19 protein-coding genes are annotated in these 25,393 nt (G+C 72.5%); 10 read left to right on the top strand and 9 right to left on the bottom strand.

All coding sequences use genetic code 11. The annotated features are described in order from the left end of the window. Positions 1-44 precede the first annotated feature (44 nt). From ACQEVJ_RS33815 to ACQEVJ_RS33835, 5 genes are all read left to right on the top strand, one after another. A complete protein-coding gene (locus tag ACQEVJ_RS33815) occupies positions 45-2,651 on the top strand; it encodes an ATP-binding protein (RefSeq protein WP_433108198.1) in 2,607 nt (868 codons plus the stop codon). A gap of 339 nt (positions 2,652-2,990) precedes the next feature. Beyond that, positions 2,991-5,564: a DUF222 domain-containing protein gene (locus ACQEVJ_RS33820; RefSeq protein WP_433108200.1), complete on the top strand. Its 2,574-nt coding sequence runs from the start codon at positions 2,991-2,993 to the stop codon at positions 5,562-5,564. Positions 5,565-6,153: 589 nt separating this feature from the next. Further along, the gene (locus ACQEVJ_RS33825) at positions 6,154-7,476 is read left to right on the top strand and encodes an alkyl sulfatase dimerization domain-containing protein (RefSeq protein WP_433108202.1); all 1,323 of its coding nucleotides are present in this window, start codon (positions 6,154-6,156) and stop codon (positions 7,474-7,476) included. Between the two features lie 123 nt (positions 7,477-7,599). Beyond that, entirely contained in the window at positions 7,600-8,427 is an 828-nt protein-coding gene (locus ACQEVJ_RS33830) for a HipA family kinase (protein ID WP_433108205.1), read from the top strand. Continuing rightward, positions 8,424-8,852 carry a DUF3037 domain-containing protein gene (locus tag ACQEVJ_RS33835; RefSeq protein ID WP_433108207.1) on the top strand — a complete coding sequence of 143 codons (429 nt, stop codon included), beginning with the start codon at positions 8,424-8,426 and terminating at the stop codon, positions 8,850-8,852. Before ACQEVJ_RS33830 ends, ACQEVJ_RS33835 begins: the two co-directional genes overlap by 4 nt. On the opposite strand, the gene ACQEVJ_RS33840 is transcribed toward ACQEVJ_RS33835, so the two are convergent. From ACQEVJ_RS33840 to ispG, 3 genes are all read right to left on the bottom strand, one after another. Next, positions 8,833-9,675: a GNAT family N-acetyltransferase gene (locus tag ACQEVJ_RS33840; protein ID WP_433113126.1), complete on the bottom strand. Its 843-nt coding sequence runs from the start codon at positions 9,673-9,675 to the stop codon at positions 8,833-8,835. The genes ACQEVJ_RS33835 and ACQEVJ_RS33840 overlap by 20 nt on opposite strands. 56 nt (positions 9,676-9,731) lie before the next feature. Then, entirely contained in the window at positions 9,732-11,393 is a 1,662-nt protein-coding gene (locus ACQEVJ_RS33845) for an alpha/beta hydrolase (protein WP_433108209.1), read from the bottom strand. A 123-nt stretch (positions 11,394-11,516) separates the two neighbouring features. Beyond that, positions 11,517-12,683: a flavodoxin-dependent (E)-4-hydroxy-3-methylbut-2-enyl-diphosphate synthase gene (gene ispG / locus ACQEVJ_RS33850; protein ID WP_433108211.1), complete on the bottom strand. Its 1,167-nt coding sequence runs from the start codon at positions 12,681-12,683 to the stop codon at positions 11,517-11,519. Positions 12,684-13,050: 367 nt separating this feature from the next. On the opposite strand from ispG, the gene ACQEVJ_RS33855 reads away from it, so the two are divergent. Further along, positions 13,051-14,187: a lytic polysaccharide monooxygenase auxiliary activity family 9 protein gene (locus ACQEVJ_RS33855; protein ID WP_433108213.1), complete on the top strand. Its 1,137-nt coding sequence runs from the start codon at positions 13,051-13,053 to the stop codon at positions 14,185-14,187. A 49-nt stretch (positions 14,188-14,236) separates the two neighbouring features. Here the strand turns inward: ACQEVJ_RS33855 and dxr are convergent, their stop codons facing one another. After that, positions 14,237-15,418, bottom strand: a complete 1,182-nt coding sequence (gene dxr / locus ACQEVJ_RS33860; RefSeq protein WP_433108215.1) for a 1-deoxy-D-xylulose-5-phosphate reductoisomerase — start codon at positions 15,416-15,418, stop codon at positions 14,237-14,239. Positions 15,419-15,638: 220 nt separating this feature from the next. Here dxr and ACQEVJ_RS33865 point away from each other — a divergent pair, with 220 nt between their 5' ends. Next, entirely contained in the window at positions 15,639-16,799 is a 1,161-nt protein-coding gene (locus tag ACQEVJ_RS33865; RefSeq protein ID WP_433108217.1) for a trypsin-like serine peptidase, read from the top strand. Between the two features lie 51 nt (positions 16,800-16,850). After that, positions 16,851-17,927, top strand: a complete 1,077-nt coding sequence (locus tag ACQEVJ_RS33870) for a trypsin-like serine peptidase (protein WP_433108219.1) — start codon at positions 16,851-16,853, stop codon at positions 17,925-17,927. 4 nt (positions 17,928-17,931) lie between these two features. Here the strand turns inward: ACQEVJ_RS33870 and ppk2 are convergent, their stop codons facing one another. Then, a complete protein-coding gene (ppk2, locus tag ACQEVJ_RS33875; RefSeq protein ID WP_433108221.1) occupies positions 17,932-18,870 on the bottom strand; it encodes a polyphosphate kinase 2 in 939 nt (312 codons plus the stop codon). Positions 18,871-18,963: 93 nt separating this feature from the next. Continuing rightward, on the bottom strand, positions 18,964-19,929 hold the full coding sequence (locus ACQEVJ_RS33880; RefSeq protein WP_433108222.1) for an aldo/keto reductase: 966 nt from the start codon (positions 19,927-19,929) through the stop codon (positions 18,964-18,966). Positions 19,930-20,023: 94 nt separating this feature from the next. On the opposite strand from ACQEVJ_RS33880, the gene ACQEVJ_RS33885 reads away from it, so the two are divergent. Then, positions 20,024-20,590, top strand: a complete 567-nt coding sequence (locus ACQEVJ_RS33885) for a TetR/AcrR family transcriptional regulator (protein WP_433108224.1) — start codon at positions 20,024-20,026, stop codon at positions 20,588-20,590. A gap of 1 nt (position 20,591) precedes the next feature. Here the strand turns inward: ACQEVJ_RS33885 and ACQEVJ_RS33890 are convergent, their stop codons facing one another. Both ACQEVJ_RS33890 and ACQEVJ_RS33895 read right to left on the bottom strand, forming a co-directional pair. Further along, on the bottom strand, positions 20,592-21,680 hold the full coding sequence (locus tag ACQEVJ_RS33890; RefSeq protein WP_433108226.1) for a sensor histidine kinase: 1,089 nt from the start codon (positions 21,678-21,680) through the stop codon (positions 20,592-20,594). Further along, on the bottom strand, positions 21,677-22,330 hold the full coding sequence (locus tag ACQEVJ_RS33895) for a response regulator transcription factor (RefSeq protein WP_433108228.1): 654 nt from the start codon (positions 22,328-22,330) through the stop codon (positions 21,677-21,679). Before ACQEVJ_RS33895 ends, ACQEVJ_RS33890 begins: the two co-directional genes overlap by 4 nt. Before the next feature lie 88 nt (positions 22,331-22,418). Here ACQEVJ_RS33895 and ACQEVJ_RS33900 point away from each other — a divergent pair, with 88 nt between their 5' ends. Further along, entirely contained in the window at positions 22,419-23,798 is a 1,380-nt protein-coding gene (locus tag ACQEVJ_RS33900; protein ID WP_433108230.1) for a S41 family peptidase, read from the top strand. An 87-nt stretch (positions 23,799-23,885) separates the two neighbouring features. Here ACQEVJ_RS33900 and ACQEVJ_RS33905 read toward each other — a convergent pair whose 3' ends face one another. Next, positions 23,886-25,331 carry an aldehyde dehydrogenase family protein gene (locus ACQEVJ_RS33905; protein WP_433108232.1) on the bottom strand — a complete coding sequence of 482 codons (1,446 nt, stop codon included), beginning with the start codon at positions 25,329-25,331 and terminating at the stop codon, positions 23,886-23,888. Between the last annotated feature and the right edge of the window lie 62 nt (positions 25,332-25,393).

The following is a 25,393-nucleotide window of genomic DNA, read 5'->3' on the forward strand; positions in this document are numbered from 1 at the left end:
AGGACACACCAGCGGGACGGATGCGAAGGGAGTGACGGCCAGCCGTGGACGTACCGGCCGTCAGGGAGGGCCGCGCGGGCACGCTCGGCCAGGTGGTCTCGGCCCTGTCGAAGACACCGCGGACCGTCCTCGTCCTCGGCGAGCCCGGCATCGGGAAGACCCATCTCCTCGGTGAGGCCGCGACCCGGCTGAAGGGCTTCCGCGTGCTGCGCGGCCAGGCCCGCGAACTGGACGGCGGACGCGCCTACGCCCCGCTCGTCGAGGCGCTCGGGGCATTGGGCGGCGAGGCGGCCGACGTCCTGTCCGATCTGCTCGACGCGATGGACCAGGCCGCCCTCGGACACCCGGCCGCCGCGCCCGGCGCGATGGCCGCCCGGCTGCTGGAGTCACTGCCCGGCCCCACCCTCCTCGCCATCGACGACCTGCACCTGGCCGACGCCGACACGCTGAGCGTGCTGCGGGCCCTGCCACGCCGGCACGACGCCGTCGCGATCCTCGGCACCGCCCGCCACCCTCCCCGGCTCGATGTGGACCTGTCGATCCGGCTCCAGCCGCTGACCATGACCGAGGTCGCCGACCTGGTCACCACGCTGCTCGGCCGTACGCCGAGCGACACGGTCCTGCGGCGGATCCACGTCGCGAGCCGGGGCAACCCGTGGTTCGTGCAGGAGGCCGTGCTGGCCCTGGTGCAGGGCGGCGCCGTACGGTCGGCGGATCCGGGGGCGCGGCGCGGCGCGATCCTGAGCCGGCTGTTCCAGCGCGACCGGGGCGGACGCGACCTCGCCCGCGTGCTGGCCGCGTTGTCGCGCACCCGGGAGGCCGCCGATCTCCCCGCGCTCGCCGAACTGGCCGGGCTCGAATCGGCTCAGGCCGAGCGCGCCTTCGACGCGCTGGTCAGGGACGGCGTGGTCACCAGGAACGGCGACGGCTACGCGCTGGCGCACCCGCTGGTGGCCGAGGCGCTCTACGACGACCTCGGCGCCTCCGGCCGGCGCGAGGTGCACCGCCGCATCGCCGACATGCTCGAACACGAGGGGCTGACCGGCACCAGGCGGGTCCTGGAGTGGGCCACCCACCTGGCCGAGGCCGGGCCGCCCGCCGAGGCCCTGCCCGCGGTGCTGCGCGCGGCGGAGCTGACCCGCTGGACCGCGCCGCTGTCGGCCGCGCACTGGTACGGCAAGGCCGCCGAGCTGTCCCCCGAGCCCGGCGAGCTGCTGGCCCGGCAGGCTCTCGCCTATTGGAAGGGCTCGCGGCCCGCCCTCGCCCTGAACTCCGCCCAGCGCGCGATCGCCATGCTGCCCGCCGGGCGCCGCCGCACCCGCGCCGCGTACACCGCGGTCGGCGCGGCCTACGCGATGGGGTGGTACGAGGTGGCCCTCGACGTGGCCCGCCGCCATATCCCCAGGGCCGACGACGCCTCTGCGCTGCTCGCCCAGCAGGCGCTGGTCAGCGCTGAGATGGGCCGCCCCAGCAGGGAGGCCGCCCGGCGGGCCTGGGAGGGCCTGGCCGACTGCCCGCCGCAGGACCGCGCGACCACGGTCGGCTACCTGGCCATCCACGCGCTCGTGCAGGGCGACTGGGCCGAGACGCGGCGGGCGGTCGACGACCTGCTCACCTTCGCGGCCGCGCTGCCGCCGGGCGCCCGGCTCGCGTCGCTGGAGTCGGCGGCGCACGTGCTGGCGATCGCCGGGTTGCGCTCCCGCGCCGTCGAGGTGCTCGACCAGGCCGAGCAGATCCACCGTGGCCTCGGCTGGCACGACATCGCCGGGCAGCACGTACGGACCATGGCCGTGATCCGGCGGATGGGCGGCGAATGGGCACGGGCGCTGGAGGAGATCGCGGTCGCGGGCCGGGCACTGGCCGAGGCGGGCCTGCTGGAGAACCTGGCCCTGCTGCGCAACATGGAGCTGGACATCCTGCTCGACCAGGGCAGGCTGGACGAGGCCGCACGGGTCCTCGCCGAACCTCCGCCCGGCTCCGCGCTGCAGCAGGGCATGCGATGCGTGTTCCGCGCGCGCCTGGCACTCGGCCGGGGCGACATCGCCGCCGCACGGCGCGAACTCGACCGCGCCCTCGCGTACGAGGTGCCCGAGGTGGTGCACCGGGCCCTGGCGGTCAAGGTGCTGGTGACGGGAGCGGCGGGCGACGACGCGGGCTGCCGGGCGGCGGCCTCCCGGCTGGACGATCGGTCGGCGAACGGCACCCCCCGGGCCCGGCTCGCCGCCGACCTCGCGGTGGGCTGGGCGTTCCGGGACCACGCTCGGACGGGCGCGGCGTTGGACCAGGCCCGCGCCGACGGCCTGCCGTTCGAGGAGGCCCGGGCCCGGCTGGTCCTCGGCGCGCTCGGCGACACGACGCAGCTTCCCCGCGCGCACGCGATCTTCACCAGGCTCGGCGCGGCACCCTGGGCCGCGCTGTCCGAACGCCGCCTGCGGGAGGCCGGGCTGGTCCCAGAACCGGCGGGCCGCCTCACCCCCGGCGAGCGCCGCGTCATCGAACTGGTCGCCGACGGGCTGAGCAACCCGCAGATCGCCGAGGAGCTGCACTACAGCCGCAAGACCGTGGAGGTCTATCTCACCCGGGTCTACGCGAAGACCGGCCTGCGGTCGCGCGTCGAACTCGCCCTGGCCGTCGAACGCGGCGAGCTATGACGACGGACCGGTTGTGACTCCACGTTCCCGCAGGTGGGGACTTGGAATCGAGAATGCGTTCGAGATAGGATTGGGGCAGCCGTTACAGGTGAGCCTAGTGGGCGGGCCGTCGCTGGCCGTACGCCGCGTGTTGAGCTGAGTCTGCGTGAAGGAAGTCCCGGTCCGGGCGGCCGGGAGCCGATCAGTCGCCTTCGTCTCCGCTCCCGGGGGTCACGCGCCGTGTCCGCGCCGCCATCGCCGTCCGCTCTCGCGCGGCCGTCTTCTCGTAGTGGAGGCGGAGCGCCGACGGCGATTCCCGAAGGGCTGGCGGCGATACCGCCCGGGGCCGAGCTCGCCCAGATGCTGGCCGGCATCGATGTGGAGCGGGTGTCGGGGTTCGACACCGTCGAGGTGCTCAAGGCCGCCTACCGCCAGTCCTGCCACGACCGGGCGCGGTTCCTGCACGCACTGCTGGAGGTAGGGCTGCGCGAGCAGTTCTCCGGCGACAGCGTGGTCCGACTGGAAGTGCCTGACGAGTTCGCGCCCGATGAAGCGCGGGCGGCGCTGGTGTGGTCCCGCCGCCGGACGGATTCGGCGTTCGACCTGGCGTGGAACCTGCACCGCCGCCTTCCTGTTCTCGGCGAGGCCATGCTCGCGGGGGAGCTGGACGAGCCGCGGGCGATGGCTTTCATCCGGTGGACGAGCGGTTTGACCGACGCCCAGGCCGAGTGGGTCTGCGAGCATCTGATCACTCGCGCCCCGGACTGGACGGTGGGAGAGCTCATCGAGCACATCCAGCGTCTGGTGCTGGCCATCGACCCCGATTGGGCGGAGAAGCGCTATCGGGAGGCGGTGCGCAGGCGCCGCGTGGTCGGCATGCGCAACGACGACGGCACCGCGACGGTTTCGGGTCTGGATCTGCCGCTTGATCGGGCGGTGGCGGGCTGCGAGCGCATCGACGAGCTGGCCCGTGCCTGCAAACGCGCCGGAGACCACCGCCCCGTCGACCACATCCGTGCCGACCTTTTCCTCGGCAGCCTGGACGGCAGCTTCGAGGGCCTGTCCGATCCCGAGATCATCACTCACGTCCGCACCCACCCTTTCGTGGACGCCACCCCCTCCGACACCCCAGCCGGCTCCCCCGATATCCGCCCCACCGACCAGCCCACCGAGCCCGCCGAGCCCGCCGAGCCCGCCGAGCCCGCCGACAAGTCCGATGACACGCCCGACGACGCAGCCGACGACGAGACCCCTGACGAGTCCAGCAGCGCGAGGCACCCTGGGACCCGCAGCGAGACCGGCGACTCGACCGGCAAGGGAACCCGCACCGAGGCGCGCAGCAAAGCGTGCGGTGGGGCGTGCGGTGGGACCGGCGAGGATGCGTCCGGCGAACCCGCCGAGAAGCCCGGCATGTGCACCGACGGTCCAACCGGTGACGAGAACGATGACGAGACCGGTGACGAGAACGGCGAGACCGACGGCCGTTGCCAGGACCCGCTGGACGACCCGCCTGGCAACCGGCTCGGCGATCCCTCACAGGACCGCGCCGGTAGCCACGCCGATGACCGCGCTGGCGACCCTTCCGACAAGGCCGACGACGCGGCCGGCAAGACCCCTGCCGACGAGACCCCTGCCGACGAGACCCCTGCCGACGAGACCCCTGCCGACGACGAGAACGTGCCCGCTGGCACTCGCAACGATCCTCCCAGGCAGGAGGGCGGACAGAATCGCGGACACGAGTCCGGACAGGAGCACCGACAGCAACACGGACACGAGCCCGGGCAGGAACCCTGGCACGACCGGAGACACGAGCACGGTCAGGGACACAGGCACGGGCTGGGGCTGGGGCAGTGGCTTGAGCATGCCGATGGTCGACCACTCGCGGCGCAGGCATCCTCGGCGCAGGCATCCTCGGCGCAGGCATCGCCAGTGTGGGCATCCTCGGTGCGAGCGTCGTTGGTACAGACATGGTTGGCGCAGACATGGTTGGCGCAGACGTGGTCGGTGCCGGAGATACGGGTGGAGCTCACTACCCTGCTCGGCCTCGATGAGCACCCGGCCCACCTGCCCGGCTGGGGCGCGGTCCACGCTGCTCAGGCCCGCCGGATCGTCGCCTCCATGCTCACCGGGCAATGGCGCTATGCCGTCTGTGCCGACAACGGGCATCTGCTGCTGACGGGCATCACCAGCCGGCGCCCCTGCCCTCCCGCGCAACGGCCCGCACGCGATGCGCGACGCGGCGGCATCGTCGAGCTCCAAGTCACCCTCACCCAACTTCGCGAACTGGCCGCCGCGCCCGCCGCCACCGGCGCCTGGGCTCCGCTGATCGCCGACCTGGCCCGCCATGTCCACACCCGGCTGCCCGAGGCCGAGCAGCCGGAAACCGGCCGCCTCGGCACTCATCCACGCGGCGCGCCCGAGTCCGCCGGATCGGCCGATCGGCGGCATGCCGGTGCGGCCTTACGCCGATACGTCCAGATTCGGGGCCGGGTTTGCTCCTGGCCGGGCTGCCGCATGCCCGCCAGCCGGACCGACCAGGACCACATCCATGCCTGGGCCGACGACGGCGCCACCACTGCCGACAACCTGCACCTGGCCTGCCGCCACGATCACCGCGCCCGACACCTCGGCGGCTGGCGGGTCACCTCGGCAGGCCCCCACCTGATCGTCTGGACCAGCCCGCTCGGACACTCCTACCTCAGCCCGCTACCGAAGATCATCCAGCCTGCCCCCGAACCCCGGCCCCGCAACTGGCCCGACGCCCCACCTGGACGCCTGCCCGCCGACCTCCCCGGAGCACCGGAAACGACTATGGCTCCACCAAGCCCTCCTCCCAACCACGCCGACAGACGTCACGGCACAACCAGCGGTGAGACGGACGGCGAAGCCGGAGAAACATCCTTCACGAGCGACCTCGAGGTACCGCCGTTTTGAACGCCACTTGTCTTTGGCGCCGCTTGTCTTTGGCACCGCACCTCGGGACAGCGGTGCCGACGGCTCGGCCCCGTGACCCACCCGGCGCTGCCCGCCCTCCCAGCGCTGCCCCACCCGGCGCTGCCCCACCCGGCGCTGCCCCGGCCTGCGCTGACCCGCACGGCCGGCCGCGAGGGGCGAAGCTCGCAGCGCGGGGGCGGTGCGCGGATGCACCGGGCGTGTTGCGGAACCCGCCAGCGCGCCGGGCGTGTTGCCACGCGCGGGTGCGCTGGGCGTGTTGCCACGCGCGCGGGTGCGCGGGGTGTGTGTTGCGGCGCGCATGGGTGGGCCAGACGGGGTTGCGGGGCAGCGCGGGTGGGGAGCGATGAGGGTCGCAGCGGTGAACGAGCCGGACCACCGACACCGAAACCGCCACCGGCACCGACGCCGAAACCGCCACGGGCACGGGCACGGGCACCGCCACCGCCACGGGCACCGCCACCGCCACGGGCACCGGCACCGGCACCGGCACCGGCACCGGCATGGTCGGCACGGACATTAGGGATCTCCCTACTGTGCACCGTCCGCCCGGAGGATCAGGCTCTTGACCATGGAATCACCGATCCTTTTGTACGCCGACGAGGTCTGGCGTGGTTCGGTGCGGCCCGAGGACGTGCCCTACGCGGAGCTGCGCCGCGACGGAGTGCAGGAGATCGCCTACGGCGTGGCGATGTGGCCGGCGTGCGGCAACGTGTACGTGGTCCGTGGCGAGGACGGGCTGGGTCTCTTCGACACGGGCGACACCCGTGAGGCCGAGCAGTCGTACCGCGCCATCAGGAAGTGGTCGGCCGAACCGCTCAAATACGCGATCTTCTCCCGCAGCAGGGCCGACCGGCTGGCCGGGATGGAGGAGTTCGACGCCGAGCCGGGCCCCCGCCCGCTGGTGGTGGCTCAGGAGGGGCTGGCCCGCAGGCTCGCCCAGCAGGGCAGGACGGCCGGCTACAACGCGGTCGTCGACCTGCGCGAGCAGGGCTTCCCCCGGATGGTCTGGCCGCCGCCGCAACGGCTCCCCGACCTGACCTACCGCGACCGGCTGTCCCTGTCGCTGGGAGACGTCACCTTCCAGCTCACCCACGCTCGCGGCGACACCGACGACGCCACCTGGGCGTTCCTGCCCGAACGGGGCGTGCTGCTGACCGGCGACCTGTTCGCCTGGACGGTCCCGGGGGCGGGCGACCCGCAGCGGATCCAGCGTTATCCGGACGACTGGGCGGTGACGCTGCGGACCATGGCCGCACTCGACGCCGACCTGCTGCTCCCCGGGCGCGGGCTGCCGGTCCGCGGGCCCGCCCGGGTACGCCGGGCGCTCACCGACACCGCCGACTATCTCGACAGCCTGGTGGAGCAGACGCTCGACCTGATGAACGCCGGCGCCCGCCTGGACGAGATCCTGCACTCGGTCAAGCCGCCGCCCACGCTCGCCGGGCGGCCCTACCTGCGCGAGCGCCACGACGAGCCCGAGTTCATCGTCCGCAACATCTGGCGGCTGCACGGCGGCTGGCACGACGGCAACCCCGCCAATCTCAAGCCCGCGCCGGACGCCGTGTTCGCCCGCGCGGTCGCCGAACTGTCGGCGGGCGCGGCGTCGGTCGCGGGCCGGGCCGTCGCCGCGGCGGCCGACGGCGACCTGCGCCTGGCCTGCCAGCTCGCCGAGCTCGCCGCGCAGGCCGAGCCGGAGAACCGGAGGGTGCACGAGATCAGGGCCCTCGTCTACGCGATGCGGGTTCAGCAGGAGCGCGGCTCGATCGCGCGCGGCGTGTACGCGTGGGCCGCCGCCGAGTCACGCAGCAAGACCACCGGCATGGATCTGCTCGACGTCTACCAGGACGTCGCCGAGGGCCGGATGTGGTGGCTGCCGAGCAAGGCCAACTGAGCCGGCCGAACTGAGCTCGCCGAACTGAGCCAGCCAACTGGGTCGGCCGAACGGGGGCCGGCCGAACGGCCGGCGGGCGCGTGGAGGGGAACGCCCGCTGGCCCTGCCGGTAGCCTTCCTCTCGTGCTCGAACAGATCACGGCGACCCGGTACGTCGCGCCCCTGCGCGAGGGCGGGTCGCTGCCCGGAGTCGTCGAAGCCGACGACCTCGGCACGTACGTCGTGAAGTTCCGCGGTGCCGGGCAGGGCCGGCGGGTGCTCGTCGCCGAGATCGTCTGCGCCGAACTCGCCAGGCGGCTCGGCTTCGCCACGCCGGAGCTCAAGGTCATCGACCTCGACCCGCAGCTCGGCGTCCGCGAGCCCGACGAGGAGATCCAGGACCTGCTCACGGCGAGCGCCGGGCACAACCTCGCGATCGACTTCCTGCCCGGAGCGCTCGGCTTCGACCCGCTCGCCTGGGAGCCCGACGCCGAGTTCGCCTCCCGGGTGCTGTGGTTCGACGCGTTCGTCCACAACGTCGACCGGAGCTGGCGCAACCCGAACCTGCTCGTCTGGCACGGCGGGGTGTGGCTGATCGACCACGGCGCGGCCCTGTGGTTCCACCACAACTGGCCGACGGCCGACCCGCGCCGCCGGTTCGACGGCCGCGACCACGTGCTCGCGCCGTTCGCGACGAAGCTGGAGCAGGCCGACGCCGACCTGGCCGAGCTCGTCACCCGCCCACTGCTCGACGAGGTGACCGCGCTGGTGCCGGACGAGTGGCTGGAGGACGAGCCGGGCTTCGCGGACGCGCAGGCCGTACGGCAGGCCTACACCGAGCACCTGCTCGCCCGGGTCGCCGAACCCCGCGACTGGCTGCCGGACCCCACCACCGCCACCGCTTCCGCACAGCGCCAACGAGGCGCGACGATCGGCGGTTTCTGGCGCGCGGCGCGAGAGGGCGGCCGATGAGCGACCTGGACGTCTACGAGTACGCGGTGATCCGCGTGGTGCCCAGCGTGGAGCGGGGCGAACTGGTCAACGCGGGGGTCATCCTCTACTGCCAGCCGCGCGGCTACCTGTGCGCGCGGATCGAGCTGGACGAGGCCCGGCTGCTCGCGCTGGGCACGCCGGTGGACCTGCCCGGCGTACGGCTGGCCCTGGCCGCCTACGAGCGGGCGTGCGGCGAGGAGGCGGGGCCCCTGTGCGGGGAGCCGCTGGGCGCCCGGTTCCGCTGGCTCACCGCGCCGCGCAGCACGGTGGTGCAGACCGGGCCGGTGCACGCCGGGCTGACCGGCGACCCGGCGGCCGAGCTGGACCACCTGCTGACCCGGCTGGTGCGACCGGCGCAGGACCAGAGCGATCGGAACAGCGCGTTCAGAACAGCACGGACATGAACGTGTCGACCTCCTGGAAGCCCACCTTGCGGTAGACGGCCCTGGCCGGGAGGTTGAAGTCGTTCACGTAGAGGGTGACGACGGGGGCGAAGTACTTCAGCGCCTGCTCGACCACGGCGGCCATACCGGCCGCGGCGTGGCCGTGCCCGCGCAGGTCGGGGTGGACCCACACGCCCTGGATCTGGCACGCCTGCGGCGTCACCGCGCCGATCTCGGCCTTGAAGACCACCTGGCCGTCGTCGATGCGCGCGTACGACCGCCCGATGCGGATGAGCTCGGCGACCCTGGACCGATAGAGCGCTCCACCGTCGCCGTTGTCCGGCGAGATGCCCACCTCTTCGGTGAACATCGCCACGCAGGCGGGCAGCAGGATGCCGAACTCCTCGGGACGGACCCTCCGTACGAGCGGGTCCGGCTCGACGGCGGGCGCGGAATTCGTGGCCATGACCGGCTGGGCCCACCGGATCGCCCGGGCGCCGCCCCAGTGCGGCTCCAGCCGCTCCCAGAGCTGTTCCACTGCGCCGGCCGGGCCGACGATGGACGAACAGCGACGGCCCTGCTTGCGTGCCCGGTCGGCGAAGGCGTGTACGGCCTCGCGGGTGGCGTTCACGGGAACCAGGTTTGCGCCCGCGTAGCACAGGGACACCAGCCCTCCGCGTGGACCGTAGCCCCACATCTGACCGCCGAGCCGTGAAGGGCTGAGGCCGACGGCCCTGACCCGGGCCGCTACGAACACATTGGCGACCGGATCGGTGTCGAGGAGAGCCAGCACCTCGTCACGATCGCTGTCGTCGAGCACGCGCGACGCCGATGTTCGCAGCATCACGGGCTTAGCCTACGCGAACGGTTCGCGTTTGGGAGGTATCGGCCCAGCCGGGCTCACCGCCGTACGGCGGAGAGGTGGGACGCCGTTCCCGGCGCACCCGCCGCGACCTTCATCAGCGTGGCACGCGGCTCGGGTTCGCCCGGGCAGGTCGCGTCGGCGCCCCGCTTGCCCTTGCGCTGCGGCAACAGCGCCGCGTCGCGCAGGTAGGCCGCCAGTTGGCGGTCGACGCACGCGTTCCCGGCGAGCGACACGCCGTGGTTGCCACCGCCCGAGGTGAGCAGGCGCGCGGTCGGGAACAGGCGGCGCATGCGCAGCGCCCCCTCGTACGGCGTGGCGGCGTCGCGCTCGGCCTGGATCAGCAGGACGGACGGCAGGTGCGACGTGCCCACCTTGACCGGCGTGCCGCCCTTCTCCGGCCAGAAGGCGCACGGCGCGTTGTAGACGGCGTTGGGCCAGGCCATGAACGGCGCCTCGGTGTGGGCCCGGCGGGTGTCGGCCCGCCAGCGGTCCCAGGATCGGGGCCAGGCCGCGTCCCGGCACTCGACGCCCAGGTAGACCGCGTAGGAGTTCTCCTCCTCCGCGTCGATCTCGGCCTCCAGGTGGAACAGTTTCACCATGACCGAGGGGTCGCCGTCGCGGACGTAGGCGGAGAAGGCGGCGCCCAGGTATGGCCAGAGCCGGTCGCTGTAGGCGCCGTTGGAGAAGACGTCGTCCAGTTCGCTCGGACCCACGACCCCGCCCGCGGGCTTGTCGTGCAGGCGGGAGCGCATGGAGTACCACGCGAAGGACACCGCCGCCTGCGTCGCGCCCAGCTTGTAGACGTCGTCGTGTTCGGCCACCCAGGCGAGGAAGTCGCGGTGCCGCCGGTCGAAGCTGTGGTCCTGGGCGATGTTGGCGTCGTACCAGACGCCGTCGGGGTCCACCACGCTGTCGAGCACCAACCGGCGCACCCGCTGCGGGAACAGGGTGGCGTAGACCGCCCCCAGATAGGTGCCGTACGAGTAGCCGAGGTAGCTGATCTTCTCCTCGCCGAGCGCCGCGCGCACCGCGTCCATGTCCCGTGCGGAGTTCTCCGTGGTCAGGTAGGGCAGGAACCAGGCCCAGCGGTTGCCGCAGCCCTCGGCGTACTGCTTGGCCCGGCCGACCAGCACCTGCTCCTCGGCGTCGTTCCTCGGCACGTTGTCCGGGCGGGGCGCCGCGTAGAAGCGGGCCGGGTCCACGCACGACATGGCGGGCTGGCTGGGTGCCACCCCGCGCGGGGCGAAACCGACGATGTCGAACCGCGCCGCGACGTCCTTGGGCAGCCGTGCCGCGACGTACCTGGCCAGGCTGAGCCCCTCGCCGCCCGGCCCGCCGGGGTTCACCAGCAGCGAGCCGAGGTGGTTGCCGTCACGTGAGGCGCTGCCCTTGATCCGGTTGAGCGCCAGGGTGATCTGCTGGCCGTACGGCTCGCGGTAGTCGAGCGGGACGCGCAGCTCCGCGCACTCCTGCGCCGGTTCCCCCCGGTCGCCCCGGCGGGCCGGCCGGGCCGAGCCGAGGCCGAGCAGGCCGCCGGAGGCCGACTTGGTCTCCGGCGGGCACTGCTTCCATTCGAGCGGACGCTGCGGCGGCCCCCAGTGCCCCGTCCGGTCCGCCCCGGCGGCTACCCCTTCCGGTCCGACCAGCCCGGCGACCAGCGTCGCCACGCCCGCGACCACACCAACGACCCGCTTCACCGGCATTGCTCCTCTGCTTCCTAACAGCAGAGGACAGCTTCGCGATGTGATCGGCCGGGTACGGTCCGTACTACCCGATCATTGCCATTGTGTAGTCAGAGCATTGCTAACTGTAATGCGGGGTCAGCCGACGACGACCTCCGGACCGGCGGCCTCGTCCTCGTCGAGGTCCACGTCGACGCCCATCTCCTCGGCCAGGCGCAGGGCCTCCTCGATGAGGGTCTCGACGATCTGCGACTCGGCGACGGTCTTGATGACCTCGCCCTTCACGAAGATCTGGCCCTTGCCGTTGCCGGAGGCGACGCCGAGGTCGGCCTCCCTGGCCTCGCCGGGACCGTTGACCACACAGCCCATCACGGCCACGCGCAGCGGCACCTTGAGCCCGGTCAGCCCGGCCTGCACCTGCTCGGCGAGGGTGTACACGTCGACCTGGGCGCGGCCGCAGGACGGGCAGGAGACGATCTCCAGGCCCCGCTCGCGCAGGCCCAGCGACTCGAGGATCTGCGTGCCGACCTTGACCTCCTCGACCGGAGGCGCCGACAGCGACACCCGGATGGTGTCGCCGATCCCCTCGGCGAGCAGCGCGCCGAACGCCACCGCGGACTTGATCGTGCCCTGGAAGGCCGGCCCCGCCTCGGTCACGCCGAGGTGCAGCGGGTAGTCGCAGCGCTGGGCGAGCAGCCGGTACGCCTGGACCATGACGACCGGGTCGTTGTGCTTGACCGAGATCTTGATGTCGCGGAAGCCGTGCTCCTCGAACAGGGAGCATTCCCACAGCGCCGACTCGACCAGGGCCTCCGGGGTGGCCTTGCCGTACTTCTGCAGCAGGCGCGGGTCGAGCGAGCCGGCGTTGACGCCGATCCTGATCGGCACGCCGGCGTCGGAGGCGGCGCGGGCGATCTCGCCGACCTTGTCGTCGAACTTCTTGATGTTCCCGGGGTTAACCCGGACGGCCGCGCACCCGGCGTCGATCGCCGCGAAGACGTATTTGGGCTGGAAATGGATGTCGGCGATGACGGGGATCTTGGACTTCCTCGCGATGGCCGGCAGCGCGTCCGCGTCGTCCTGCGAGGGGACCGCGACGCGGACGATCTGGCAGCCCGTCGCGGTGAGCTCGGCGATCTGCTGCAGGGTGGCGTTGACGTCGGCGGTCAGCGTGGTGGTCATGGACTGCACTGAGACCGGCGCGTCCCCGCCGACGGGGACCGAGCCGACCATGATCTGACGTGACACCCGCCGCTTGGCGATCGGCTGGGTCCGTACGGCGGGAATCCCGAGATCAACAGACATTTCTGCACCTTGTGTAATAGGCGACACCCGATGGAGGGGTCCTCCCAGTCTAAGGAGTGCCGAGGGGACGGACGGCCCGAAACCTTTTCACGAGGAATGAAGGTTTCATGACCCGTGGCCGAAGAAGGAGCCGCCACCTGCGCGAACGGCTGCCGCGGCCGCGGACGGGTGGGCAGGGCGCGGGTGCCGACCTAGAGTCCGAATCGCGTGAGCGCTCTCGCACCACCTGGTCGGTAAGTCAACGGCTGTCCCCCCGGGCCGACGTGCTCGCGCCGTCGGCGGTGCCGTGCTGCACCACGAGTGCGGCAGCCATGACCACGCGAAAGGGTAGCCCGTGGGTAGACCACGAAGAAGACCAACGAAGGTGATGATCGGCCTGATCGTCGCCGCGCTGTCCGCCCTCGTCTCCGCCGTCGTGCTCGCCTCCCCGGCGTCCGCGCACGGCGCCCCGATGATGCCCGGCAGCCGCACGTACCTGTGCTGGAAGGACGGCCTGACCCAGAACGGCGCCATCCAGCCGAAGAACCCGGCCTGCGCGGCCGCGGTCGCCCAGAGCGGGACCAACTCGCTGTACAACTGGTTCGCCGTGCTGCGCTCGGACGGCGCGGGCCGGATGTCCGGCTTCATCCCGGACGGCAAGCTGTGCAGCGGCGGCGCGGTCGTCTACGACTTCAGCGGATTCGACCTCGCCCGCAACGACTGGCCGGTCACCCACCTCACTTCGGGGGCGACCATCCAGTACAAGTACAACAAGTGGGCGGCCCACCCCGGCACGTTCCGCTCGTACATCACGAAGGACTCCTGGAGCCCGACCCGTCCGCTGGCGTGGAGCGACCTGGAGTCCACGCCTTTCGACAGCGTGACCGACCCGCCGAGCGTCGGCTCGCCGGGCAACGAGAACGCCTACTACTACTGGAACGCCAAGCTGCCGTCCGGCAAGAGCGGCCGCCACATCGTCTACACCGTGTGGCAGCGCTCGGACAGCAACGAGACGTTCTACAGCTGCTCCGACGTCGTCTTCGACGGCGGCAACGGCGAGGTGACCGGTGTCGGCGACCCGGGCAACCCGCCCACCAGCCCGTCCCCCACCCCGCCCGTCTCCCCGTCGGCCTCGCCCTCCCGTACCCCCAACACCTCGCCCAGCCCGACGCCCAGCCCGTCGCCCAGCCCGTCGCCGAGCCCGACGACGAGCCCGACCGGCGGCCCCGGCGGCTGCTCGGCCACCTACAAGGTCACCAACTCGTGGAGCGGTGGCTTCCAGGGTGAGGTGACGGTGAAGGCCGGCTCCTCGTCCATCGGCGGCTGGACCGTCAAGTGGACCCAGCCGAGCGGCGTCACGATCACGCAGGTCTGGAACGGCACGCTCAGCCAATCCGGCAGCGACATAAGCGTGAAGAACGTGAGCTACAACGGCAGTCTGGGCGCCGGCGCCTCGACCACGTTCGGCTTCCTGGCCAACGGATCGAGCGGCAGCACCCCGACGCTGGCCTGCTCGGCGGCCTGACCCCGCCGGCCCGCGGCGCGACCCGCCTGACCCGGGTCGCGCCACGGGCTCAGCTCGTCAGCTCGGCCGCCCGCGCCCTCGCCCACGCGTCCGCCTCGAGGACCTCCTCGACGGACGCCGCCGGGCCGGGGGCGTGGGCGGCCACCACGCGTTCCACCGTGTCCACGATGCCGAGGAACGGCAGGGCGCCCTTCAGGAACGCCTCCACGCACACCTCGTTCGCCGCGTTGTAGACCGCCGGCGCCGTGCCGCCCAGGGCGCCCACGTGACGGGCCAGCGCGACCGACGGGAACGCCTCGTCGTCGAGCGGCTCGAAGGTCCAGGTGTGGGCCGTGGTCCAGTCGACCGCCCGGGCCGCGCCGGGCACCCGCTCGGGGTAGGCCAGCGCGAGCGAGATCGGCAGCCGCATGTCGGGCGGGCTCGCCTGCGCGATCGTCGAGCCGTCGGCGAACTCCACCATCGAGTGGATGATCGACTGCGGGTGGACCACCACCTCGATCCGGTCGAACCCGATGTCGAACAGCAGATGGGCCTCGATGACCTCCAGGCCCTTGTTCACGAGCGTCGCCGAGTTCACCGTGATGACCGGGCCCATGCTCCAGGTCGGGTGGTTCAGCGCCATCTCCGGCGTCACGTCCGTCAGCTCGGCCCGCTTCCTGCCCCGGAACGGGCCGCCACTCGCCGTCACCACCAGCCGCCGTACAGCGGCCGGGTCGGCCCCGCCCGGCCCGGCCGCCCACAGGCACTGGGCGAGCGCGGAGTGCTCGGAGTCCACCGGGATCATCTGCCCCGGCCCGGCCAGGCGCTTGACCAGCGGGCCGCCCACGATCAGCGACTCCTTGTTGGCCAGCGCGAGCACCCGGCCCGCCTCAAGCGCGGCGAGCGTGGAGGTCAGCCCCAGGGCCCCCGTGATGCCGTTGAGCACGATGTCGCAGGGCGACGCCGCGACCTCCGCCACCCCCTCCGGGCCCGCCAGCACCCTCGCCCGCGCGCCCGCCGCCGCCAGGGCCTCGCGCAGCGCCGGTACGGCCGCGGGGTCGGCGACCGCCACCGCCTCGACTCCGAAGTCGGCCGCCTGCCTCGCCAGCAGGTCGACCCGGCCGCCGCCCGCGGCGAGCGCGGTGACGCGGAACCGTCCGGGGGCGTTGGCGACGACGTCGAGAGCCTGGGTGCCGATGGAGCCGGTCGAACCCAGCACGACGACAGACCGGGGCTGCGGTTGGGAGCTCATTCCCTCATTGTCTCCGAGGCGGCCCGCGGGCCCGCAACGGCACGCGCCGTAGGCGGGACGGCCGGTGCCGAGGAGAAAGGCACTGAGCAGAAAAGGTACTGGGGAGAGACCAGCACATATATGCCCGAATCTGCCCATAACCGTATAGGCGGATTGCGAGAAATCCGGTCGAAGGCGTCGCTACTTTCCCGCGTCAGGACATCCCGACACGGAGGTAGGCATGCACCCCTCGGCACGACGTCTCGCCGTTCTCGCGGTCCCCGTCCTCGCGGCGGCGGGAGCGATGCTCCCCGCCGCGCACAGCGCCGCGGCGACCGCGACAGGAACCGCCACGCGGTCGGCCGCCGCCGGCCCCCGGCCCGCCGTTCACGAGGCGGCCGACACGACGACGGAGCAGCGTACGGTCAAGAAGTTCTGGACCGTCGCGCGGATGGAGGCCGCGGAGCCGCTGGACGCGCCCGGCACCGGCGACCGGCACTTCGCTGCGGCCGACTCCACGGCCGGGACCGCAACCGGGTCCACGGCCGGTTCCGCGCCCGGTTCCGCGCCCGGTTCCGCGCCCGCCGACGCGCCCGCGGCGCGGCCCGCGACCGTCGCCCCCACTCTGACCGCCGCCACCCTGACCGCCGCCACCCTGACCGCCGCCACCGGCACGGCCGCCGCGGCCCGTGTCTCGTCGCGGACCTCCGGCTCGTCCTGGGCGGCGGGCGGGACGGTGACGAAGACGACGGGGAGGGTGTTCTTCACGGTCACGGCGGGATCGGACGCCGGGCGGAACGCCTCCTGCTCGGGCACGGCCGTCACCAGCGCCAACAAGAGCGTGGTCATCACCGCGGGGCACTGCGTGAAGCTGAACGGCGCCTTCCACGCCAACTGGGTCTTCGTCCCGGGCTACGACCAGGGCAACCGGCCCAACGGCACCTGGCCGGCGACCACCCTGCTCACCACCTCGCAGTGGAACTCCGGCGAGAACATGAACTACGACGTCGCCGCCGCCGTCGTCGCACCGCAGGGCGGCAAGAGCCTCACCGACGTCGTCGGCGGCCAGGGCGTCGCGTTCAACCAGCCGCGCGGGCGCCAGACGTACGCCTTCGGCTACCCCGCGGGCGCGCCGTATGACGGGTCGAAGCTGGTCTACTGCAGCGGACGGACGTTCGACGACTTCCTCAGCTCACAGGACCAGGGGCTGAGCTGTGGCATGACCGGCGGTGCCAGCGGCGGCCCGTGGTTCCTCAACTTCAGCGAGAGCACCGGCAGCGGCATGCTCAACTCGGTGAACAGCTTCAAGTACAACTTCGCGTCCTACTGGATGTTCGGCCCCTACTTCGGCCCGGAGGCCGAGGCGGTCTACAACACGGCCCAGAACACGGCCCTCACCTGATTCACCGAAAGTAACCACAAGAACACTTCTCGTGGTCCAGACTCGGGAGCCATGACTCCGAGCCTCCCCTTGCTTGCCGTCACCGCCCTCGTCACCGGACTCCTGGGAGCCCCCGACCGGGAGGTCTCCCCGGTGGCGGACGTCGTGGAGCACGTGGCCGGGCACGCCCCCGGGACCTACTGGACACCGCAGCGGATGGCGCGGGCGGTCCCGATCGGGCTGCTGGGGGACCTGCGGAGGATCACGGCCGCCCGGCCCGGCACCCCATCGATCCTTCCGCCGGCCGCTCCCCCGGAGCCGGCGCTGCCGCTCATCGCCAGGGCTGCCTTGCCCCCCGTCGCCCGGGCCGCCCTGCCGCCGGCCGCCAGGCCGGTCCTCGCGCCCGACCACGCGGCGCGGCGGTCCCCCAGCAGGACACGGCAGGCGGCGGCGATGCCCCCGGCGACCACGAGCGGCACGCGCTGGGCGGCGGGCGGTTCGGTGACGAGGACCACCGGCAGGGTCTTCCTCACGCTGAACGGGGTGGACTTCTCCTGCTCCGCCAGCGCCGTGCGCAGCGCGAACAGGGATCTGGTCGTCACCGCAGGGCACTGCGTCAAGGACGGTGCCGGGGACTGGGCGGAGAACTGGACCTTCGTTCCCGGATACGACGATGGGCAGCAGCCGTACGGCGCCTTCCCCGCGCGGCGGATGTTCGTCGCCGGGCCCTGGTCGCGCTCCGGGAACGACGACTACGACGTGGGCATGGTCGCCGTGGAGGACCTCGCCGGGCAGCACCTGACCGACACGGTGGGCGGGCAGCCCATCTCCTTCGATCCGCCCCGGGGCCACCGGACCTACGGTTTCGGGTTCCCCGCGGATCCCCCGTACGACGGCGAGCGGCTGCTGTACTGCGCGGGCGTCCCCCACGGCGACCCGCAGAGGCAGACCCGCGACCAGGGCCTGCGCTGCGACCTCACGGCGGGGGCCAGCGGCGGGCCCTGGCTCAGCGGCTTCGACCCGGCCTCCGGCCGTGGCACCCTGACGTCCGTCAGCAGCTTCAAGTACAGCAACGACCACCGCACGATGTACGGCCCCTACTTCGGCTCCGCCGTACGCGACCTGTTCCGCACGGCCGAGCGGGCCTGACGGGTCAGAACGGCGACAGCGGCTCGGCGTTGTCCTCGTCCACGATGTCGGCGGCGGACCGGACGATCAAGGGGTCGGGCTCGCCCACCACCGTGGGGTCCTTGTCGTCGTACTCGTACAAGGACAGGACGTAGCGCATCGCCTCCAGCCTGCCGCGCTTCTTGTCGTTGCTCTTGATGATCGTCCAGGGGGCGTCCTCGGTGTCGGTGTTGAGGAACATGTCCTCCTTGGCCCGGGTGTACTCGTCCCACAGGTCCAGCGAGGCGATGTCCATCGGCGACAGCTTCCACTGCCGCACGGGGTCCACCTGGCGGATGACGAACCGGGTGCGCTGCTCGGCCCGCGACACCGAGAACCACAGCTTGACCAGGCGGATGCCGTCGCGCACGAGCATCCGCTCGAACAGCGGCGCCTGGTACATGAACTCCATGTACTCCTCCGGAGTGCAGAAGCCCATGACCCGCTCGACTCCGGCGCGGTTGTACCAGGACCGGTCGAACAGCACGATCTCCCCGGCGGCCGGGAGGTGCTCGACGTACCGCTGGAAGTACCACTGGCCGCGCTCGCGCCCGCTGGGCTTCTCCAGCGCCACCACGGTCGCGCCGCGGGGGTTGAGGTGCTCCATGAAGCGCTTGATGGTGCCGCCCTTGCCGGCCGCGTCCCGTCCCTCGAACAGGATGACCAGGCGACCGCCGGTGTCCTTCAGCCAGTACTGCAGCTTCAGCAGCTCGATCTGCAGCAGCCGCTTGTGCCGGTCGTACTCCTGCCGGGAGATGCGGTGGTCGTACGGGTAGTGCTCGCGCCAGGTGTCCACCGGGCCGCCGTCGGCGCGCACGAGGACGGGATCGTCGTCATCGTCGTCCAGCACCTTCAGCCCCGGCGTACCGCGCAGCAGTTCGACCCCGTCGGGATGCTCCCCTACCTGCGGTGATAATTCCGACATTTCAGGCGTCCCGTTCACTTGGCCAGCATGTCCGCGGACGTCCCGCTGCCCCGCGCCGGGTGTCGTACACCCGGTCACCGCTGTTCGCACCCGTCAGCGGGAGATCTCGTCGAGATGATCGGCGACCTCGGGCGGCAGGTCGAGGCCGAGTCCGGTGAGGTTGCCGCGCAACTGGTCGAGCGTGCGGGGCCCGACGATGACCGAGGTCACCTCCGGCCTGCGCCGCACCCAGGCCAGCGCCACGGCCGCCGGGGCGACGCCGAGCCCCGCGGCGGCGTCGGCGACGTGCTCGGCGATCGTGAGGTTGGGCTCGTTCAGGAAGCCCTCGGCCCAGGCGCGGGCCCGGGGCATGGGCGAGGCCATGAGCCGGCCCAGCCGGGTGCCGGCCCCGGGTGCCTCGCCCCGGCGGTAGCGCCCGGCGAGCACGCCGCCGCCGAGGGGCGACCAGACCAGCGTGCCGAGCCCGTGCCGCCGGCAGGCGGGGAGGATCTCCGCTTCGATGCTCCTGGCCACCAGCGAGTACTGCGGCTGGAGGCTGACGAACGGCGTCCCGCCCGCCCGCTGTGCGGCCCACTGGGCCTCCACGATCTGCGCCGCGGTGAAGTTCGAGCAGCCGGCGTACCGCACCTTGCCTGACCGTACGAAGCCGTCCAGGGTCGCCATGGTCTCCTCTATCGGAGTCGAGTCGTCCCACTGGTGGCACTGGTAGAGGTCGATGTGGTCGGTCCCGAGCCGGCGCAGGCTGCCCTCCAGCGCCCTGGTGAGGTGGGCCCGGGACAGCCCGCGCTCGTTGGGACCGGGCCCCTGCGGCAGGAACGCCTTGGTGGCGAGCACCACCGCGTCCCGCCTGCCCCGCACGGCCCGGCCGACGATCCGCTCCGCCTCGCCGCCGTTGTAGGCGTCGGCCGTGTCGATGACGTTCCCGCCCGCCTCCAGGAAGGCGTCCACGATGCCGGCGGCCTCCGGCTCGTCGCAGCCCCCGGGGGCGCCGAAGTTCATCGTGCCGAGGCACGCCGTGGAGACCCGCAGTCCCGAACGGCCGAGCGTGGCGTACTCCATCACGTGTCCTCCCCTAGTATCAGGAACGCCTGTTCCGGTTGGCTGGAGACGATACGGAACACGTGTTCCGGTTGTCAACGTGACGAGGAGGACGATGACCGGCGAAGCCAGGCCCCGGCGTGCCGACGCGCAGCGCAACCGGGAGCGGATCCTGAAGGCGGCCGAGGCCGTGCTGGCCCGCGACGGGATGTCCGCGTCGGTGCGCGCGGTCGCCCAGGAGGCAGGGGTGGGGCTCGGCACGATCTACCGGCACTTCCCCACACAGGAGGCGCTCTACCAAGCGGTGATCGTCGACCGTACGCGACGGCTCCTGGCGGAGGCGGACACGCCGTCGCCGGATCCGGGCACGGCCTTCTTCACGTTCCTCGATCGCATCGTGGTGGACGCCGCACGGAAGAAGACCGCTGCCGACCTGCTCGCCGGGGCCGGCGTCGATCCCAAGGCCGGGACGGCCGACGTCAGCCGCGACATGCGGCAGGCGATCGAGAGGCTGCTCACGGCCGCGCAGGAGGCGGGCGCGGTGCGGCCCGACCTCCGGATGCCCGAACTGCTGGCCCTGCTGTCCGGGGCGTGCCTGGCGGCCGAGCGCAACCAGTGGAGCGACGAACTGCGCCGTCGTACGCTCGCCGTCCTCTTCGACGGCCTGCGCCCCCGCGACTGACCTACGGGTCCGCCGGGAACGTCACGACGACCTCGAGGCCGCCGCCGGGATTCGGGCGCGCTCGTACGGCGGCCCCGTGCGCCGTCGCGATCGACGCGACGATCGACAGACCGAGCCCCGCGCCCTGCCCGCGCGTCGTGTGCAGGCGCCGGAAGGGCGCGAAGAGGTTGCCGAAGCGTTCGGCCGGCACCTCGGGACCGGTGTTGCGCACCGTCAGCACGCCCCCGGCGAGCGTCACCTCGACGGCGCCGCCGGGGTGGTTGTAGCGCACGGCGTTGTCGACGAGGTTGGTGACGAGCCGGTTCAGCAGGACCGGGTCGCCGTGGACGACGAACGGCTCCATCCGCGCCGTCACGCTCACCTCGCCGGAGTCCGCCTCGGCCAGGACGAGCCGTACGACCTCGTGAAAGGACACGGGAGCCCGCTTCTGCAGGCCGTGCTCGGCCTGCGAGAGGACCAGCAGGGCGTCGATGAGGCTCTCGATGCGGTGGTTGTGCAAAAGGAGTTTGTCGCGGATCTCGCCGACGTCCTCGGGCAGGCCGACCTCGATCGCCGTCCGCTGCACGGCCAGCGGGGTCCGCAGCTCGTGGGACGCGTTCGCGATGAACCGCCGCTGTCCCTCGACGGAGCGCTCCAGCCGGTCGAGCATGGCGTCGAACGTGTCGGCCAGCTCCTTCAGCTCGTCGCGCGGCCCTGAGAGGGCGATCCGCTCGTGCAGGGTGGACAGGGACAGCCGCTGCGCGGTGGCGGTGATCCGGTGGAGGGGCCGCAGGATCCGCCCCGCGATCAGCCATCCCACGACCACCGACACCAGGGTCAGGGCGCCGATCGCCAGCGCGCTCACGTCCCACTGATAGTGGATCACTTCCCGAGCCAGCTCGGACAGCGGCGGGAGCGGCTCCGCCTTCGATCCGGTGAACGCGGCGGCCGGGGCCGGCGGAGCCCCTCCCGCCCCCGGCGCGCGAAAGCTCTCGATCCGCGAGTGCAGCGCCATGCGCAACAGCGTGTTGACGATGACCAGCAGCACGACGGAGGTGAGCAGGAACAGCCCCGAGTAGATCAGCGTGAGCCGTACCCGGACCGTCGTCACAGCACGTATCCCGCGCCGGGGACGGTCTGGATGCACGGCGGGTCGCCCAGCTTCGCGCGCAGGCGGCTGACCACGACCCGCACCACGGTCGTGAACGGGTCGGCGTTCTCGTCCCACGCCTCCTCCAGGAGCCGCTCGGCGCTCACCACCGCGCCCTCCGCCCGCATCAGCACCTCCAGGACCGCGAACTCCTTGAGCGACAGGTGCAGGTGCCGCCCCTCCCTGGACGCCTGGAGCCGGTGCGTGTCGAGCACGATCCCGTGCCGGGTCAGCACGGGGGGCACCTGTTCGCGGCTGCGCCGCCCCAGCGCACGTACTCGCGCGACCAACTCCGTGAAGTCGAAGGGCTTGGGCAGGTAGTCGTCGGCTCCCATGCCGAGGCCGGCGACCCGCTCAGGCACCGACGCCGCCGCCGTCATCATGAGGATCCGCGTACGGCTCCCGCGCCCCACCAGCTCGCGGCACACGAGGTCGCCGTGCAGCTCGGGCAGGTCCCGATCGAGCACGAGGACGTCGTAGTCGCTCACCGCGAGCCGCTCGGCCGCGGCGGCACCGTCGTACACCACGTCGACCGCCATGGCGTGGCGGCGCAGTCCCAACGCGACGAGGTCGGCCAGATCGCGCTCGTCTTCGGCCACGAGTACCCGCATGCCGACGTTCGTAGTCGAAGCGGGGTAACAGCGGCGTTAACGGTTCCGTTCACGACCGCGCAACCCGCCCGTGGCCACGCTGACGGACATGATCAGAACATTCTGCGCCGCCGTCCTGCTGGCAACCGGCACCCTGTCCGCTTCCCTCCCGGCCCCCACCGTGCAGGCTGCCACCGTGCAGGCTGCCACCGCGCAGGCTGCCACCGCGCAGGCTGCCACGGGCGGCGCGTGTGCCCGGATGACCGCGCCGCCGCCCGAGTCCGCGCCGCCCACGTCGGCGAACACGCTCCGGCAGGCGTACGACTGCGTGCTGGACAACTACTACAGCGGGCCCGTGCTGGATTCGAAGGCCCTGCTGCGGGACGCCCTCGCCGCGTACACCCAGGATCTGATGCGGCGCGAAGCCGACACGGCCGGCCTTCGCCTGCCCGCGCTGACGGGAGACCGCGACGCCGACTGGACCGCGTTCGCCGATGTCGTCGGCACCGGCGACCCGGGCGCGCTGCGCGCCGCGATCACCGGCATGGTCGCCGGGCTCCACGACAACCACGCCCGGGTGGAGAGGCCCACTCCGCCGAGGGAGGGCGAGCCGACCGGGACGGGCATCGCGGGCCTGTCGGCCGTGCAGGGCCCGCGGTTCGACCCCGCGGCCCGGCCGCCGCTGTTCGTCACCCGCGTCCTGCCCCGCAGCCCGGCGGACAAGGCCGGCATCCGGCCCGGCGACATCATCCTGAAGGCCGACGGCATACCGGCGTTCATCGGCGACACGGTGAACCAGAGCCTCATCGGCGCGCTCACCTCCGGCACCGTACGGCTCACGCTGAAGCGGCCCACGACGGGACGCGTCAGAACCGTGAAGCTCACGGAGGGTCCCGTCGAAGAGCAGCAACCTGCGGTGACGTCGAAGACGCTCCCCGGCGGCGTCACCTACGTCAAGGTCCCCGGGTTCTTCCAGGGCGCGGCCGACCAGGTGATCGACAGGCTGAAGGACACGTCCAAGGCGGTCGTCCTCGATCTGCGCGGCAACGGCGGCGGGTCGCCGCGCGAGGTGACCCGGCTGCTCGGCGCGTTCGCGCACGGCAGGGTGACCAGCTACTTCTGCCCGCTCAAAGGCGAGTGCGCGGCCAATCGCACCGACGACACCGTCCCCCTGCTCGGGCTGCGCCTGGTCGTGCTCACCGACCGCGCGTGCGCCTCGGCCTGCGAGGACTTCAGCGCGGCCGTGAAGGACAACGGCCTGGGCATCCTCGTCGGAACCCGTACCGCGGGGGCCGTCTCGGGCCCGGCCGAGGCATACCTTCTCGACGACGGGAGCGTGCTGCTGCTGCCCAAGGTCCGGCACCTCGGACCGGCCCGGGAGACCATCGACACGATCGGCGTCCCCGTCGACCACTACGCCCCCATGACGGCCCTCGACCTGGCCACGGGCCGCGACCCCGGCCTCGCCAAGGCGCTGGATCTCCTCTAAGAACGCGGGCCTCCTCTGAAGGCGCGGGCCTCCCACGACGAGGGGCCCGGGGGACGACGGTCCCCCGGGCCCCTCGGACGCGTGGTTCTACAGCGTGAGGCCGGTGAGCACCATGACCTTCTCGTAGGTGAAGTCCTCCATGGCAGAGCGGAGCCCCTCGCGGCCCACACCCGACTCCTTCACTCCGCCGTACGGCATCTGGTCGGCCCGGTAGGACGGCACGTCGCCGATGATGACGCCGCCGACCTCGAGCTCCCGGTTGGCCCGGAAGGCGACGTCCAGGCTGCGGGTGAAGACCCCGGCCTGCAGGCCGTAGCGGGAGTCGTTGACCGCGGCGAACGCCTCGTCGACCGAGGCGACCCGCTGCACGATCATGACCGGCCCGAAGACCTCCTCGCAGGCCACCTTGGTGTCGGCGGGCACGTCGGCAAGCACGGTGGGGGTGACGGTCGCGCCGTCCCTGGTGCCGCCCGCCAGCAGGCGCGCCCCGGCCGAGACGGCCTCGTTGACCCAGCTCTCGACGCGGATCGCGGCGTCCTCGCTGACGAGGGGGCCGACCTGCGTCTTGTCGTCCGCGGGGTCGCCCGTCACGAGCGCGCCGACGGCGGCGACGAGCTTGTCGGTGAACGCGTCGGCGACCCCGTCCTCCACGATCACCCGCTGCACCGCGATGCAGCTCTGACCCGCCTGGTAGTTGGAGAACAGCGCCACGCGGCTCGCCGCCCAGTCGAGGTCGGCGTCGGCCAGCACGACCGCGGCGGCGTTGCCGCCGAGTTCGAGCGTGACGTGCTTGCGCGGCACGCTGTCCATGATCGAGTAGCCGACCGGGCCGGAGCCGGTGAAGGAGACGACGGGCAGCCGTGGGTCCTCCACCAGGGAGGACGCCCGGTCGTTGGGCACCGGCAGCACGGAGAACATGCCCTCCGGCAGGTCGGTCTCGGCCAGGATCTCGCCGAGCACGAGCGCCGACAGCGGGGTCGCGGGGGCGGGCTTGACCACGATGGGCGCGCCCACGGCGATGGCGGGAGCGACCTTGTGCGCCACCAGGTTGAGCGGGAAGTTGAACGGGGTGATCGCCAGCACCGGGCCGTGCGGCACGCGGGAGACGTAGGCGAGCCGTCCCTGGGCCGCGGGCTCGGTGTCGAGCCGCTGCACCTCGCCGCTGAAGCGGCGGGCCTCCTCGGCGCCGAAGCGGAACGTCGAGATCGCGCGGCCCACCTCGCCGCGCGCCCAGAAGATCGGCTTGCCGTTCTCCGCGCTGATCAGGCGGGCGATCTCCTCGGCGCGCTCGGTCAGCCGCCGGGCCACGTGGGCCAGCGCCTCGGCGCGTACGTGGATGGGCAGCGCGGCGGCCTGCTTGCGCACCGCGTCCGCGGCGGCCACGGCCTGCTCGACCTGCTCGGGGGTCGGCACCGAGTGGACGCCGACGACCTGGCCGTCGTGAGGATTGGTCACGGCCTGGTCGGCGTCCCCCGTCGCGGGGCGCCCGGCGAGCCAGAAGGGGCGGGGATCGGAAGTGCGGCCTACGTCCATGTCTTCACGCTATGCCACCTGGTGGGAGCCGGTCGCTACGCCGGACGGGCCAATCACCGTCC

Origin of the sequence: Microbispora sp. CA-102843 (assembly GCF_050936215.1) — a bacterium.
GTDB lineage: Bacteria > Actinomycetota > Actinomycetes > Streptosporangiales > Streptosporangiaceae > Microbispora.